The 15,745-nt window shown below is 47.3% G+C and carries 12 protein-coding genes; 9 read left to right on the forward strand and 3 right to left on the reverse strand.

All coding sequences use genetic code 11. From position 1 onward, the window contains the following. Positions 1–4: 4 nt before the first annotated feature. The 3 genes from KWJ01_RS14040 (at position 5) to rsmG (ending at position 2,547) form a co-directional block, all read left to right on the forward strand. Complete coding sequence (locus KWJ01_RS14040) at positions 5–1,123, forward strand: glycosyltransferase (RefSeq protein WP_224997168.1); 1,119 nt, start codon at positions 5–7, stop codon at positions 1,121–1,123. Continuing rightward, positions 1,114–1,728 carry an RNA polymerase sigma factor gene (locus KWJ01_RS14045; RefSeq protein WP_224997169.1) on the forward strand — a complete coding sequence of 205 codons (615 nt, stop codon included), beginning with the start codon at positions 1,114–1,116 and terminating at the stop codon, positions 1,726–1,728. Before KWJ01_RS14040 ends, KWJ01_RS14045 begins: the two co-directional genes overlap by 10 nt. 186 nt (positions 1,729–1,914) lie before the next feature. Then, positions 1,915–2,547, forward strand: a complete 633-nt coding sequence (rsmG, locus tag KWJ01_RS14050) for a 16S rRNA (guanine(527)-N(7))-methyltransferase RsmG (RefSeq protein WP_224997170.1) — start codon at positions 1,915–1,917, stop codon at positions 2,545–2,547. 74 nt (positions 2,548–2,621) lie between these two features. On the opposite strand, the gene KWJ01_RS14055 is transcribed toward rsmG, so the two are convergent. Beyond that, a complete protein-coding gene (locus KWJ01_RS14055; protein ID WP_224997171.1) occupies positions 2,622–5,417 on the reverse strand; it encodes a pitrilysin family protein in 2,796 nt (931 codons plus the stop codon). 332 nt (positions 5,418–5,749) lie between these two features. Here KWJ01_RS14055 and KWJ01_RS14060 point away from each other — a divergent pair, with 332 nt between their 5' ends. Continuing rightward, entirely contained in the window at positions 5,750–6,838 is a 1,089-nt protein-coding gene (locus KWJ01_RS14060; RefSeq protein WP_224997173.1) for a hypothetical protein, read from the forward strand. A gap of 149 nt (positions 6,839–6,987) precedes the next feature. Here the strand turns inward: KWJ01_RS14060 and KWJ01_RS14065 are convergent, their stop codons facing one another. Next, positions 6,988–8,658, reverse strand: coding sequence for a methyl-accepting chemotaxis protein (locus tag KWJ01_RS14065; RefSeq protein WP_224997175.1), 1,671 nt, complete (start codon positions 8,656–8,658; stop codon positions 6,988–6,990). A gap of 96 nt (positions 8,659–8,754) precedes the next feature. Continuing rightward, a complete protein-coding gene (locus KWJ01_RS14070; protein WP_224997177.1) occupies positions 8,755–9,237 on the reverse strand; it encodes a chemotaxis protein CheW in 483 nt (160 codons plus the stop codon). A gap of 536 nt (positions 9,238–9,773) precedes the next feature. On the opposite strand from KWJ01_RS14070, the gene KWJ01_RS14075 reads away from it, so the two are divergent. The 5 genes from KWJ01_RS14075 (at position 9,774) to KWJ01_RS14095 (ending at position 15,661) form a co-directional block, all read left to right on the forward strand. Next, complete coding sequence (locus KWJ01_RS14075; RefSeq protein ID WP_224997178.1) at positions 9,774–10,301, forward strand: GNAT family N-acetyltransferase; 528 nt, start codon at positions 9,774–9,776, stop codon at positions 10,299–10,301. A gap of 310 nt (positions 10,302–10,611) precedes the next feature. Then, entirely contained in the window at positions 10,612–11,328 is a 717-nt protein-coding gene (locus KWJ01_RS14080) for a hypothetical protein (protein ID WP_224997179.1), read from the forward strand. A 114-nt stretch (positions 11,329–11,442) separates the two neighbouring features. Next, positions 11,443–12,945, forward strand: a complete 1,503-nt coding sequence (locus tag KWJ01_RS14085) for a glycosyl hydrolase (RefSeq protein WP_224997180.1) — start codon at positions 11,443–11,445, stop codon at positions 12,943–12,945. 171 nt (positions 12,946–13,116) lie between these two features. Further along, positions 13,117–13,659: a DinB family protein gene (locus KWJ01_RS14090; protein ID WP_224997181.1), complete on the forward strand. Its 543-nt coding sequence runs from the start codon at positions 13,117–13,119 to the stop codon at positions 13,657–13,659. Positions 13,660–13,861: 202 nt separating this feature from the next. Next, positions 13,862–15,661, forward strand: coding sequence for a hypothetical protein (locus KWJ01_RS14095; RefSeq protein ID WP_224997182.1), 1,800 nt, complete (start codon positions 13,862–13,864; stop codon positions 15,659–15,661). The last annotated feature ends 84 nt before the right edge of the window (positions 15,662–15,745 follow it).

Below are 15,745 nucleotides of genomic sequence, written 5' to 3' on the forward strand. Positions count from 1 at the left end.
ATTCATGCCTCTTCTATCTGCAGGGTTGTTGATCCTCTTTGGTGTCGTCTTCTTAATTCAACTCTACTTCTACTTATTCAGGTTTGGCCGTGTGGTAGCGTACAAAAAGCCGCAGGTTCCACCGCGTCCCGAAGTGCCTGTTAGTATTATCATCAGTGCTCATAATGAAAGCCAGAACCTAAGGCGCCTGCTGCCACGGTTGCTGGAACAGGATTATCCAAACTTCGAGGTGCTGGTGATAGATGATCGTTCCACTGATTATACCCATACCTGGCTGGAGGAAGAGCAGAAAAAAGATCCCCGGGTGCGCTCCCTGCATATTGAGCAAACCCCAAGGCACTTTACGCCGAAAAAATATGCCCTTACCATGGGGGTTAAGCATGCCGTTAACGATGTGCTCCTGCTAACCGATGCCGATTGCCAGCCAAACAGCCCCTACTGGCTAAGGGACATGGCTGCAAAATTTGAAAATAATGGCACCCAGATCAACCTGGGCTTTTCACAGTATAAAAAACTGCCGGGTTTTTTGAATACCTTTATCCGTTTCGAAACCCTGTTTTCCGGCTTGCTCTACATAGGCGCAGCCCTGGCACGCATGCCTTATATGGGTGTGGGACGCAATTTGTCTTACAGGAAAGCGTTTTTTATGGAGCGCAAGGGTTTTATGTCTCATAAGGAGGTACTCAGTGGCGACGACGATTTGTTTGTGAACTATAATGCAAACAAGCGGAATACTGCAGTTACCATAGGTCCGGAGAGCCTGGTATATTCAAACCCTAAAACAAGCTGGGACGCGTGGTATAAGCAAAAATTACGACATTTATCTGCCGGAAAGCTTTACAGGGCAGGCTCCAGAACCGGGCTTGCGCTTTTTATGCTTTCGCACTGGCTGTTCTGGATAACTTTTGTGCTCCTGATGAGTTTATGGATTGAGCCCTACCTAGTACTTGGGGTGTTTCTGGTAAGAACAATCCTTCTCTATTACCTGTTGATACAAGGCAGCAAAAAGCTGGGGGATTCTTTCCAGTGCTGGTATTTGTTGTTTTTAGATTTTTTAATGATGTTCTACCAGCTTTTTGTAGGTATAACCGCCTTATTTACGAAACAGACTAAATGGAAGTAAACAGCAATAAGAATTTTTCTGCCAAGGCATTAGAAGACTTTCGGCTAATTGACCAGGCGCTTCAGGAAAAGGACCAGACTGCTTATGGCGAGCTGATGAAACGCTATAAAATGGCAGTCTACCACATGATCCTGAAAATGGTTCGCAATGTAGATGATGCCGAAGACCTGACCATAGAGGCCTTTGCAAAAGCTTTCAAGAACCTGCATAAGTTTAAGCAGGACTATACTTTTAGTACCTGGCTTTTCCGGATTGCAACCAACAATGCCATTGACTTTATTCGCAAAAAGCGCTTAAAAACCTTAAGCCTCAACACCACCTTTAAGAACGACAGCGGTGATGATGTGAATATTGATGTTGAGGACGAAACCCTGAACCCGCAGCAGGAGGCCATTAAGAGCCAGAAAATTGAGCTGGTGCAGATGTTTGTAACCAAGCTTCCGCCTAAATACCAGCGGCTGGTGCGCCTGCGCTACTTCGATGAGCTCTCTTACGACGAAATTGCCAAAGAACTTGATGCACCCCTGGGTACCATCAAAGCACAGTTGTACCGTGCGCGTGAGCTCATGTACGAGCTGGTAAAAGATAAAAAGGACCAGATGTGATTGGGTGAGGGGTATCGGGTATGATGTATCAGCTATCAGCAAGAGTACTGAAGTAATCAGGAAATCAAACAATGGTGGGTGCCATTGGGATTGATTAAAAAAATACTAACCCCCATGGCTTAGCCATGGATATAAAAAAATAACTCCGGTGCCTTTAGGGTTGCCGGAGTTTTGTATTTTAGCGATATGCAAGAAGGTGTAGCACTTATCAAAAAGTATTTTCCCGATATCACAGCCGAACAGGAGGATCAGTTTGGCCGCCTGGGTGCCCTGTACGAGGAGTGGAACAGCAAGATCAATGTAGTGTCGCGTAAAGACATTGAGCAGCTTTATGTGCACCATGTGCTGCACTCGCTGGGCATTGCCAGGGTGCAGCCCTTTGTCAGTGGTGCCCAGATCCTTGATGTAGGCACTGGCGGTGGTTTTCCGGGCATTCCGCTGGCTATTTTGTACCCACAGGCCAGCTTTTACCTGGTAGACTCCATCGGCAAGAAAATTACAGTGGTGAAGGAGGTTTCACAGGCGCTGGGCCTGCAAAATGTGCGGGCAGAACAAATCCGTGCCGAGGAGGTAAAAGGTCAGTTCGATTTTGTTGTTAGCCGTGCTGTTACCCGCATGAAGCCTTTTATTGGCTGGGTAGAGAGTAAGATCAAAACAAAGTCGAGCCACCCGCTCTACAATGGAATTCTTTATCTTAAAGGTGGAGAGCTCGATGAGGAGATGAAAGAAACGGGGCTGAACTGGTCGTCGTATGAGCTAACCGATTTTTTTGAAGAGCCATTCTTTGAGACCAAGAAAGTGGTGTATGTGCCTTTGTAAAAGGCTGATATGCTGCTATAAAAATAGAAACAGCCGGTTTAGCGCCGGCTGTTTTTTTAATTTTCAGATGTAAGTTAATTCCTGGTTTTTAACTGTTTTTCAGCTGCTTTTTCTTCAAGGATCTCTCCATCGCCATTGATGATCACAACATCACCAAAGCCGAGGGCTTTCAACTTTTCTTCCAGAATTGTTCTGTCACCCACCACAACCCAGCTGAAAGCATCGGGCTTCACTATTTTATTAGCGGCCTTTTGCACTTCAGCAAGCTTTACGTCCTGCACTTTTTGCGGATAGGTCTGGTAGTAGTTGTCGGGATACTTGTGCTGCACAATGTTCACAGCAGATGCCTCTACGGCAGCCAGTGTTTCCCATTGGCCGGGCAGCTGCAGTACATTGTTGGTCTGCACCTTTTTAAATTCCTCGTCGGTTGCCTTTCGCTCTTTCAGGTACTCCCTGATTTCCTTGTTCAGCTCCACCATAGACTCCTGGGTTTTGTCTGACTGAACCGGTGCGTAAGCGAGGAAAGGGCGCTGTCCGGTAGCAGTAATAAGCAGGGTTGAGGCACCATAAGACCAGCCCTTCTCTTCCCGCAGCTTCATGTTTACCCGTGAGGTAAACTGTCCGCCCAGGATGTCGTTCATCATGCCTACGGCAATGTCATCGTCGGTACCGGCAGCTGGGGCTACATGTCCCGCAATAATCACAGACTGTACGGCGCCGGGTTTATCCATCAGGTAAATCCTGTTTTTGGTAACAGGCACGGTAGCCAGGTTTTTCTTAGGCACCTCACCATTTTTCCACTTGGCAAACCTTTTTTCCAGCTCCTTCTGAAGTTCGGCCTTAGAGATATCACCCGTAACGATCAGGGTGGCATTGTTAGGTTTAAACCAGGTGCTGTAGAATTTGGAGAGATCTTCTTTCCTGAGTGCTGCTACTGTGGTTTCGAAGCCGGAGCCTGTAAAAGGATTGCTGTAGGCATGGCCCTCGCCGTAGAGATAGCGGGGAAATACCCGCAGGGCCATCTGAACCGGTTCTGATTTTTCCCGCTGTATCTTTACCAGCTGCTCTTTGCGCAGGCGCTCAAAGTCGCTGTCGTTAAAGGCAGGGTTCAGGATCACATCAGCATAAAGGTCCAGGCTTTGTCCGAGCATTGGCTTCAGGGCGGTCATGTCTACAAAGGAATGATCCAGCTGCGAGTATGTATAGAGGGATGCACCCAGCATGGTGAGCTTGTCGTTAAATTCCAGTGAGCTTAGGCTTTTGGTGCCCTCGTCCATCAGGTTCAGGGCCAGCGAGGCAGTACCGGGGGTTCCAAACTGGTCAGCTGCATAACCGGCATCTACCATCATCTTCAGGCGCACCAGGGGTACTTCTTTTCTTTCTGCCAGTATTACATTCAGGCCGTTGGAGAGGGTGAATCGCTGGAGGTCGGGGAACTTAACCGCTGCCGCCGTACCCAGTGCCGGTAAGCCCTTGCTTCTGTCTACAGCAGCGGCGGCAGTAGTGTACTCCTTCACAGGGTTTACCACCAGTACCAGCTTGCCATCGGACAACCAGCGGTTAGCTACCTCTTTGATCTGAGGGGCTGTGGCGGCCTGCATCCCCTGGAGCCGGGTTTTGTAAAAACTGGCATCCCCTTTGTAGACCTCATTTTCAGCTAAAATATCTGATTTGCCACCAAAGCCACCAATTCTTTCCATGCCTTTAATGAAATCAGCAATGTTCTGGGTTTTGATGCGCTTTACCTCCTGTTCGGTAAGGCCTTCTGCCAGCAGGCGGTTCATTTCTTCATTAATGGCAGCCTCTACCTGCTCTACCGGAATACCAGGCTTTACATCGGCATAAATGGCAAAAAAGCCTGCCGCTTCCAGTTCGTAGTTAAAGGCCTGTACCGAAGTAGCAATCTGCTCATCGAACACCAGGCGTTTGTAGAGCCGGGAGTTTTTGCCTGAGGCAAGGGCACCGGACACATAATCGAGCAGGAAAGCATCGGGGTTGCCATATTCAGGTACGTTCCAGCTCATGTAAATGCGTGACTGCGGAACCCGGTCCTGGCGGATAATACGCTTTTCGCCGGTTCTTTTGGCAATATCGCGGCTTGCTTTGGTAATGGGTGGTCCTGCAGGGATGTGGCCAAAATACTGCACTGCTTTCTGGTAAGCCTCTTCAGTATTTACATCGCCGGCAATTACCACCACGGCATTGGCAGCACCATAATATTCCTGGAACCACTCTTTTACGTCATCGAGCGAGGCAGCGTTCAGATCTTCCATAGAGCCAATCACAGAGTGGCTGTAAGGGTGTCCGGCCGGAAAGCTCTGCTCGAAGAGCAGGTCAAAGTCCTTACCATAGGGCTGATTTTCGCCCTGGCGCTTTTCGTTCTGCACCACACCTCTTTGTTCGTCAAGCCTTTCCTGCGAGATGGCTCCTTTAAAGTGACCCATCCTGTCGGACTCCATCCAGAGGGCTGCATCCAGGGCAGACAGCGGCACATTCTGAAAGTAGTTGGTTCTGTCGAAGTTAGTGGTGCCATTCAGGTCGGTTGCACCCATGCTCTCCATGGCCTGAAAGTAATCGTTGTTGTAGTTTTCGCTGCCGTTGAACATCAGGTGCTCAAAGAGGTGGGCGAATCCTGTTTTACCTGCTTTTTCGTTCTTAGAGCCCACATGATACCACACGTTAATCGCAACGATTGGTGCCTTGTGGTCCTCGTGTACGATAAGGGTGAGGCCATTATCGAGCACAAACTTTTTGTAGGGAATATCGAGCTCTTCCAGCGAAAAGGAAACATCTTTTTGCTGTGCAGCTGCCGGGTAAGATCCCAAGGCAAGCAGCAGGAGCAGTGAGAAAAAGAAGTACTGTTTCTTCATAAAAAATAAGGTTATGGGATTTGTTGAACAGACTATATTAAGGTAAGCATATTTCCTGATTAGCTTGTTAAAGTATAAGCCGGAAGTAAATATTTTATATAAACAGCTGTTTTGTAGTGATGTGTGGAGATAAAGTGATTTGTTAGCAGGCAGGGGACCTTGTATGTGTAGCTGTTATTGCATATTTATGTGCAGTTTGTGTTACAGCACCAGGGGCTATCAATCGTCACAGCAACGACATTTTCTTCAATTCCTCGTAAAGGCCGGACTGAAACCTGATCCGGGCTGAAATTCCTTGGCCCTGTTATTCGAAAGGGGAGGAGGGGAAGTTCATGAGGAATATTGTAGCTTTCGGTAATGCATTTATTGGAACAGGAAATGATCAGTCCGTGCACAAAATACCTGCAAACTTATTAATGAAATACATCAGGCTGCTTTTTTTACTGCTCCTTAGTGCCTGCTATGGCGAAAGCTTTACCTATGAGGGGCAGAAGCTTAAGGGGGTGAGCCTGGTAGCACCACCTCAACCCATGGGCCCTGGGGTAATGGAGGAGTTGCAGCAAACAGGGGTGGAGTGGGTGAGCTTGATGCCCTACGCCTTTGCCCGTATGGGCGACACAAGCCTTCAGTATAACATTGACCGGCAGTGGTGGGGCGAGCGGGACGAGGGGCTGATACAATCCATCCGCCTTGCCCGGGAGCAGGGGCTGCAGGTAATGCTCAAGCCACATCTTTGGTTAAGGGGAGGGGGCTTTACAGGAGATCTTAGCTTTAGAAGTGATGAACAGTGGCAGGCCTGGGAGCGGGCATATACCCGTTACCTTCTCCATCATGCCCGTATAGCAGATTCCATGCAGTTGCCACTGCTATGTATTGGTACAGAGCTTACATTGCACAACCGGCAGCGTCCACAGTACTGGAAGCAACTTATCGATACTATTCGTAATGTGTACAGCGGTAAGCTTACCTATGCAGCCAACTGGGATGCAGTTGAGGACTTTCCCCATTGGGAATCACTTGACTATATAGGAGCAGATGCCTACTATCCCCTCACCCAAAACCCACAGCCAACAATAGCAGCAATAACAGAAGGCTGGCAGCCCCACCTGCAGGCGCTTCGCAGGCTATCTGCCAGGTACCAGAAGCCGGTGCTTTTCACCGAATGGGGATACCGCAGCATAAGAGCTTCCACACAAGAACCCTGGAGATCCGATACCGGGGGCACAGCCGACCAGGAGGCCCAGGCTAATGCCTACCAGGCCTTTTTCCAGGCCGTTTGGCCGGAGCCATGGTTTGCCGGCGGCTTTGTCTGGAAATGGTACCCAGATCTCCCACAAAGCCACCATCGCACAGAGACCGACTTCACCCCACAGGGAAAAGCAGCGCAGCAGGTACTTCAGGAAAACTATGGGAAGCGGTAGTAAGGTGTGGCGAATGTTTGTTTACTAGAATCTTGATTTCGGTTCCAGTAAAATTCCTGAATTGTTGTTCTGTTGTTCTGGTAAAATGATAAAGGGCTACAGAAATATATCCTGCAGCCCTTTACTCATCTTAACAAAGGAGTTGATCCTTAGAACCGCACAAAGTCGCTGTCCATGCTGTCGTGGCCATTGAGCTCCAGCTGCAGTCCTGTTTTAGCAGTAGTAGCTTTTTTAGGCACACCGCTACCATTCAGCTGCACCACTGGTATGTGCTGCTTCTTTTTCTTATTGCTGCTTCTGCTTTGGCTGCTCTGGCTCTGGTGACCGATGTTAAAGAAGCTTACCGTATCTTTGAGCTGATCTGCCTGTGAGGAAAGTTCTTCAGAACCAGCGGCCATTTCTTCGGAAGAGGCAGCATTCTGCTGGATGATCTGGTTAAGCTGCTGAATGGCTCCGTTCACCTGCTCTGCGCCTGCATTCTGCTCCAGCGAAGCGGCTGTGATCTCCTGCACCAGGCGTGCGGTTTTCTGGATGTTTGGCACAATCTGCTCCAGCAGTTTGCCTGATTTATTGGCAATGGCTACTGATGATGAGGATAGTTCATTGATCTCGTTGGCTGCCAGCTGGCTCCGCTCTGCCAATCTTCTTACTTCTGCGGCCACTACGGCAAAGCCTTTGCCATGCTCCCCTGCACGGGCTGCTTCTACTGCTGCATTAAGGGCTAAAAGATTTGTCTGCCTTGCTATTTCGCCAATGATGGTGATCTTTTCGGCGATCTTCTTCATAGAGTCTACTGTCTGGTTCACCGCCTGGCTGCCTTCCTGCACATCTTCTGCGGCCTGCAGGGCTATCTTTTCGGTCTGCTGGGCATTATCAGTATTCTGCTGAATGTTTGCAGCCATCTCTTCCATGGAAGAGGATACTTCTTCGGCAGAGGCTGCCTGCTCTGTTGCTCCCTCGCTCATCTGTTGTGAGGAGCCAGACATCTGCTGGGAGGCTGAAGCGATATTGTCTGCTGCTGCCGTTACTGATGTAATGATCTCCTTCAGGCGCACCACCATGTTGTTAAGATGCAGGAGCAGTTCTCCCATTTCATCCTTATTTTCAGTAGAAATCTTCACCGTCAGGTCGCCCCCGGCTACTGCCTGTATGGCAGTCCTGGCGTTTGATATAGACACTGAAATTGAGTAGATGATCCAGAAAGCAATACCGATGGCAAGCAATACACCTGTAATGATGATTGTCAGCATATAGTTTTGTGTTTCCTGGTACAAAACATCAGTCTCTTGGGTTGCATTCTGTAAATCTCTCTGGTTAACTTTTGTGAACTGCTCAATTAGTTTAGCACATTTTGCCAGCAGTGGCCTGCCTTCTTCTGTCAATATCCTGTCAACTTCCTCCCTTGCATTTTCAGCGTTTTTTCTTTTAACAGCTATAATGCGATCGTGAGATCTGCCGAACTGGTCCATAACCTTAACAAATTCATATGTTAGCTCCTTGCTTTCTTCATCTTGCAGCTTCAGAATTTCCTCAACAGTTTTATCCATACTTTTTAGCTTTTGCGCTCTAAGCGCTATGGCTTCTTCAATAAAAGCAGGGTCATCAGACATAACGATATCACGTATGCGTACGGCAACATATTGCAGGTCTGATGACAACTGGCCATTGTAAATCAATCGCTGTGCATTGGAGTTCACAATGATATTGAGCCTGTTGTTTAAATTAGTCAACGCTTTATCGGCCATGAAATAAACAGTGCCGGATAAGCCAATCAGCAGGGTAAAGGCTAAAATTAAACGGGTTTTGATCGTCAGTTTCATTTTGAATTAATAATAAGAAGAGTGTAAAATTTTTCAGATAAACAGCTTGTCGTGTAGCAGTCCGTAGTTTTGAGTATCTGAATGTTACCTATTTACTTATTCCAGTTCTGCATGCAGGTGGATGATCTCCTGGCTGGTGAAAATCTTGTCTACATCCAGAATCATCACAAAGTCATCTTCTTTTCTGGCCATGCCCTGTATGAAATCTGTACGGAACTTTCCGCCAATAGAGGGAGGGGGCATCAGCCGGCTTTCATCCATTTCAAACACTTCCTGCACCGCATCTACAAGGGCACCCACAAGTACTTCTTCTGTGCTTATCACAATTCTGAAGACAATGATACAGGTATCTATAGAACCGGCTATTTTTTTCAGCCCAAGTTTCAGGCGTGCGTCTACCACTGGCAATACAGTGCCTCTTAGGTTAATAACTCCCCGCATAAAAGGTGGGGCTTTGGGAATTTTGGTAATGTGAGGTACCTCCAGTATCTCAATTACCTTACTTACATTCACCCCAAAAGTCTCATGATCAAGCCTGAAGGACAGGTAAGAGTTAAGGCTGGGTTCAACTTGTTTCATCTACGAACATAGTTTTAAATATTGTTGCAAGGTTAACTTCTACTGCACAGGGCCTTTCTTAACACCAGTCAATGTAACCTGCAGGCAAAACAGCTTACTGCTGTTTTGCCACATAATCAAAAGCATTGTAGTTGGATTGTTGTGTAGGAAAATCAGGATTTACCGCTGCTTTCTTCCGTCCCTTCTCTTGTGCTTTCCGTTCCTGAAACAGGAGGCTGTTTGTACAGGCCTCACACGGGACAAAAATAGTAGCAACTGAACGGAGAGGTTATGAGATGGCTCACCGGGAAACATGACCTTTGTCATGCTTTTCAAGCTTTCTGTTAAGCTTATTTTACAGGAAGTGCTACTATAGTAAGCTACAAACCTGTACTGGCATGAATGAAAACACCCACAAACGGAGAACTTATTTAGAGGAGATATCATACCTTGTACACAACCCACTTTCATAGAAGCACAATATATTGGAGTCGGTTTGTATCAGATAGCCCTACTGATCCATATATTGTTGTCTGATTCTTTAGCTACCAGCATAAATGAAACCATTTAAATCTTTCGAAACTGCAAGGCTGATGCTCAAGCCAACCTCAGAAGAGGATGCAGATCTGATTTATGAATTGCTCAACACTCCTAAATGGATAAAATTCATAGGAGATAGAAATGTAAAGTCGATAGCAGATGCACAGGCATACATTAGAAACCGGATGCAAACCCAGTTAGAAAGGTTGGGATTTTCGAACTATACGATTATTGATAAAGCTGACAGAGTAAAAGTGGGTATCTGCGGCTTGTATGACAGGGAAGGACTGGAAGGAATTGATTTAGGATTTGCTTTACTACCCCAACACGAAGGGAAGGGATATGCATTTGAGGCAGCGAGCGAGATCAAAAGAGCGGCAAAAGAGGAGTTTGGATTATCTTTCCTTAGGGCCATCACTGTAAAGGAAAATGTTGCCTCTCAAAAATTACTGACAAAACTTGGCTTTGGTTTTGTTAAAAACATCCAGATGCCTGCAAATCAGGAAGAACTGCTCCTGTTTGAGTGCAACAACGGATTGAGATAAACTGGCTGCTATTCTGGAGGCCCTATGTATCAAATACATCCGGCCTCATTAGCTTTAAGTTGAAGCTGCACTGCTTTTAATTGCCAAAGCTAATTTACGGGGGCAGGTACAGCGCTTGTGCTGGTGGCAGCCTTTTTTACTGTTGTTAGGCAGAACAGCAAGGCACTAATGAAATCAGGACCAGGCTTGCATACAATTTTCCAGTGATCATTTAGTGAGTAGGAGTCGAGAGCCAGGGTAGAATCTATTTAAATTGACCCTGCAGGCTGATGAGAAACATAAATCAGCAATGACTGCCAGCAAAGATACAATGACAGAAATAAAGCACACATTTTACCTGAAGTCAAAAAAAGAGCAAAATCATATTCAGCTGATGATCAGCAGTGTTGCTACTGCGGTGAACATTGGAGTGCTGTTGGTGTCTTATTTGCTGGGCTTTTATCTGCTGTCAATCTTTTTTATAGCACTAACGCTCACTGTTATTGCTCCATTTTTTGATACTCCCTCTCTGGTGCGAAACGGAAAGCTTTTCTATTATTCTCCACTATTTTTAGCTGAGAATGAGAAGCGGGGAGTCATTACAGTGCATGGTGGTACTTTATTCGATTATGTATTTGTGATAAATAGAAAGCTGAATGGCAAACAGCGTACCAGGCTAATCATCAGGAGCTACCTCGATGGGTTGTTACAGCTGCTGGAAGAGCATCGGGAGGAGAACAGTAAGGACATCAAAATAAAGGGAACGAGTTATGTTCTGAATGAGCGGACAGCCAGTAAAATTGGTCTTAAGAGAACCAGAACAAGTTTCAGCCAGGCTCTTTTATTAATATTCAATTATGTACATCTAATCATTTCGTATTCCTTCTCCAAAGCCAGGCTAAGCTTCCCCAGCCTGGCTAACATAAACACTTATGAGGCTGAAATAGGAGAGCTCCAAACGCGAAAAGCCTACCTGATTAAATTGCGGGACAGCTTAGCCAGTGCCAGCAACAGCAGCAGTTCCATGAGCAATGCAGGCAGAGGGTAAAAATTAGCTGATGTGCGAATCCTGGTGCTGAAATCAGAAGATAATACCAGTAGGATCGAGGCATTGCTGAAAAGAGTGTAAGTTAAAACTTTCTGTTTTTGTAGATCCCGAATCATGCGGACGTTAATCATCTCCATTCTTATAGTTGCGCTCATGCCAACCCCTGGGCAGGCACAAACCAGGAGTGAGAAAAGAGGAATAGGTTATGGCTATCATACCCCACAGGATATGGAAGCCCTTTCAAAAGGTGTCAGCTGGTGGTACAACTGGTACCAGGCTCCTGATAATGGCGTAAAATGGGTGTACAAAGATTATGCGGTGGAGTTTGTGCCTATGGTCTGGGGTGGCAGCTGGAGCCAGGCAACACTTAATAATACCCTGGAGAACGATCCTGAAATAAGATACCTGCTTGGTTTTAACGAACCAAACTTTAAGGATCAGGCAAATATGACTCCTGTACAGGCAGCAGCCCGCTGGCCGGAGCTGGAGGCCATTGCCACCGGTTATGGGCTGGAGCTGATAGGCCCTGCCGTGAATTACTGTGGCAATTGCGTAAGCGAAAATGGTACTACCTATAGCGATCCTGTAGAGTACCTGGATGCATTTTTTGAAGCCTGCAAAGATTGCCGGGTAGACTACATTGCTGTACACTGGTATGGCTGCGGCGGACTGGAGTGGTACCTTTCCCTTTTTGAAAAATACAACAAGCCGATCTGGGTAACAGAATTTGCCTGCTGGGATAATGCTGCTATAAGCCTGGAGCAGCAAAAGAGCTTTTTGATCAATGCCGTGGAGCATATGGAGAACAACCCCAACGTTTTTCGTTATGCATGGTTTGCAGGCCGGGCCGATGGTCCAAATATTTCTCTCCTGGGCCAGAATGGGCAGTTAACCGAACTGGGTGAGCTGTATGTGAACATGCCTGTACACGATCCTGCATATCATAGGGCTGTACCGGCCAGAATCCAGGGGCAGGACTACCAGCAAATGCAGGGTATTCAGCTGGAAGCTACGGAAGACGAAAGCGGCCTTCTGCATGTGGGCTCATTAGATGCCGGAGACTGGCTGGCATATAATATAGATGTTGCAGAAGGGCAGGAGTGGTACCTAAGCCTGCGTGTTGCCGGTACACAAACCGGGAGCCTGGAGGTAATACTGGATGAAGCGCTGGTCACGCAGTTCAGCATAGCCCAAACAGCTGGCTGGCAAAGCTGGCAAACGGTCGATCAGCAGCTAATAATCCCTTCAGGAAAACACACCCTAAGGCTGAAGGTGCTAAAGGGCGGCTTTAACCTCAACTGGCTGGAGATTAGCGGGGAAAAGCCAGGGACTGTTACCGGTCTGGAACAAGGAGAGATACTGCAGCAGGCCTATGTATTCCCTAATCCGGGTAACGGCAGGCGGATCAGCGTAAATGCTGGTGCAGGACTTGCAGGAAAAACACTAGTTGCAGAAATACACAGTGCAAGCGGTTTTAAAGTATTGGAAGTGAAAGCTACCGTTAATCAATCTGACCTACTTGAGATAGAAATGTCGTCTGCCCTGGTGCCGGGCTTATACCTGCTGAAGCTAGAGAATGGAAAAGAGGTAAAGCATCTGAAGTTTATAGTTCAGTAAGTCTCCACCGCCCATTACCAGTGTTTTGGGAAGCATGACAGACTCTTAAACCCTTAGTTACAGGCTACTCTATAAAATTTTAAAATAAATATTCTACCCTGAAATTAGGCTGCCATAGGGTTGTCAGTGGGTGGTGTTTCCTTTGTGATATCACCAAAAACAACAAGCACTATGACTATGATTCAGACCCCGCCGGTACAAACAACAGCCGCTACTACCACTCTCATCGACATCTTTGCCAAGGAGCTGGAGCAGGAGGCTGTTACCACCCGCAAAATGCTGGAGCGCATTCCGGATGATAAATTCAGCTGGCAGCCACACCCTAAAAGCATGACCATCAAGCGGCTTGCTACCCACATTGCAGAGCTGCCAACCTGGATCGGCATGACCCTCACCACCAATGAGCTTGATTTTTCAAATAATCCTTATGCGCCAGTGGATGTGAATACAACGGCAGAATTGCTGGAGTACTTTGAAAAAAGCCTGGAAGATGGCAGAAAGCATATTGCGATGGGGCGCGATGAGCAGTTGTCCGACCCCTGGACCTTACGCGATGGAGACACCATTTACGATACATCCCCGAAGCTTGCCGTACTGCGTATGAGCTTTAACCAGATTGTACACCACAGGGCACAGCTGGGTGTTTACCTAAGGCTACTCAATATTCCCATTCCAGGCAGCTATGGTCCCAGTGCCGACGAGATGGATTTCTAAGACATTTATCATGATGTAATTAGCAGGGCTGCTTCAGATAGAAGCAGCCCTTTCTTTTGTTGATTTAAAGTAGATTTTTTTATCCGGTGGGGAGTAGTGCGGAGTCACTTATTGCCTGAAAAGATCTATACCTGACTTAAGTCATATTTAAGGGCAGAAATCTTCTGCTTCTTGCTTATGAACTTATTTTGCTGTTTGACTTATGTTTCAAGACCCTCATTCTTTTCACATCCCGGTAATGGGACTCGCCTTTACAATTGATTCACCACTTAAAATTGCCCGCTTTGGTATCAGCTCGGTAGTATCGCTTAGCGACGATACGCTGATGGAACAGATGCGCCGGCATTACTGTGGGGAGTATGGTCTGGCGTATGATCCCATTCACCCTTCTGCAGAAGACTACAGGGCTAAAAGAACAACCGCATATCTTGATTTATTGCATACGATTACCCGGCAGCAGTTCTGCAAACTAAAGGAAGAAGCCTTTGCCGCAGGTACTGAAATTACTCGCTATTTTGAGCTGCTGCCCGATACTGCTCCGCTCACTCGCCTGTACAGGCAAATGCAGCAGGAATCAGATGGGGAGAGAAAGGAGCAGCTTCAGCAGCAACTTCGCCTGCAGATGCAGCCCGGAGCGATAGATGTTAACATCATGACCAAACTGGACAGGGCTAATTTCAGTAAAGAAGGCAATGCCCTGCCGCCTGAATATTCTGATGCACTGGCGGCCCTGCGTGGCTATGCCAACAGTCAGCTAAATTCCTCCATCATCTTTTCTGCAGGACTCAACCCCAGGCTGTACACCTACCTGGAGAACTTCCCCGACTTTTACCCCGATGCTTTTGGTGCCATCAGGAAAAAGGTAGTGCTAAAGGTAAGCGATTTCCGATCGGCAGCAATACAAGGTAAATTCCTGGCCAAAAAAGGTATCTGGGTATCGGAGTTCAGGATAGAATCGGGCCTCAACTGTGGCGGACATGCCTTTGCAACCGACGGACTCCTGCTTGGCCCTATCCTGGAAGAGTTTAAGCAAAAGCGGGCAGCACTGGCAGCAGAGCTCCAGTCCATCCTGGATAAGGCCCTGGAGGAGAAGGGGCTGCAGCCCTCTGCGCAGCCGCTCGAGCAGGCGCTTACCTACCAGGGGGGTATTGGTACTGCGGGAGAGCAGGCCTTTCTGCTTGAGTATTACCAGGTAGATAAAACCGGTTGGGGCACACCATTCTTACTGGTTCCCGAGGCCACTACGGTAGACGAGCCCACGATGGAGCGCTTAGCCAGGGCAGAAAAGAAAGATCTGCATCTTAGCTATGTATCGCCCCTGGGGGTGCCATTTAACACGCTAAAGGATAGTTCTGCAGAGCAGGAGAAGCAGGCGCGGATCAGGCAGGGAAAACCCGGCAGCCCCTGCATAAAAAAACACCTGGTGTTTAATACGGAGTTTTCAGAAGAGCCTATCTGTACAGCCTCTCATGAGTATCAGAAGCTAAAGCTGCAAGAACTCGATAAGCTGGAAATGGAGCCTGCGGCACATAGAGAAGCAGCAGAAAAGATCACTGCCAAAGAGTGCCTGTGTGTAGGACTGGCCAATTCTGCACTGATCATCAACAAAATTGTAAAGAAGAGTAAGGCAGTGAGTATTTGTCCTGGACCCAATATGGCTTACTTCTCCAGGATCTTCAGCCTGGAAGAAATTGTAGGGCATATTTACGGCAGGCGAAATATACTTAGTAATGTGTACCGGCCCAGTTTATTTATAAATGAACTGGTGCTCTACATTGAATATCTCGAAAAGCAAATGACCGACAGCCTGAAGGAGGCTTCTGCCAGGCAGCTGAAGTCGCTGCAAACATTTAAGGATAACCTGCTGGCGGGTATCGAGTATTATAAAACCATTGTTCCTTCTTTCAGCAAAGAAGAGGAAAACAGCAGGCGCATGCTGCAGGAGCTTAGCGTTCTTAGAGAAAGAATTTACAGCCTGCAGTTAGGCCTGATATGTGTTTAGTAAAAACTGGCTGCATCTTGATGGTAAAATAAAGAGCGGGAAGCAGTATAGATGCTTCCCGCTCTTGTTTAGGAGGCAGCTCCT

The sequence above is a fragment of the Cesiribacter sp. SM1 genome (assembly GCF_020178975.1).
Taxonomy (GTDB): domain Bacteria; phylum Bacteroidota; class Bacteroidia; order Cytophagales; family Cyclobacteriaceae; genus Cesiribacter.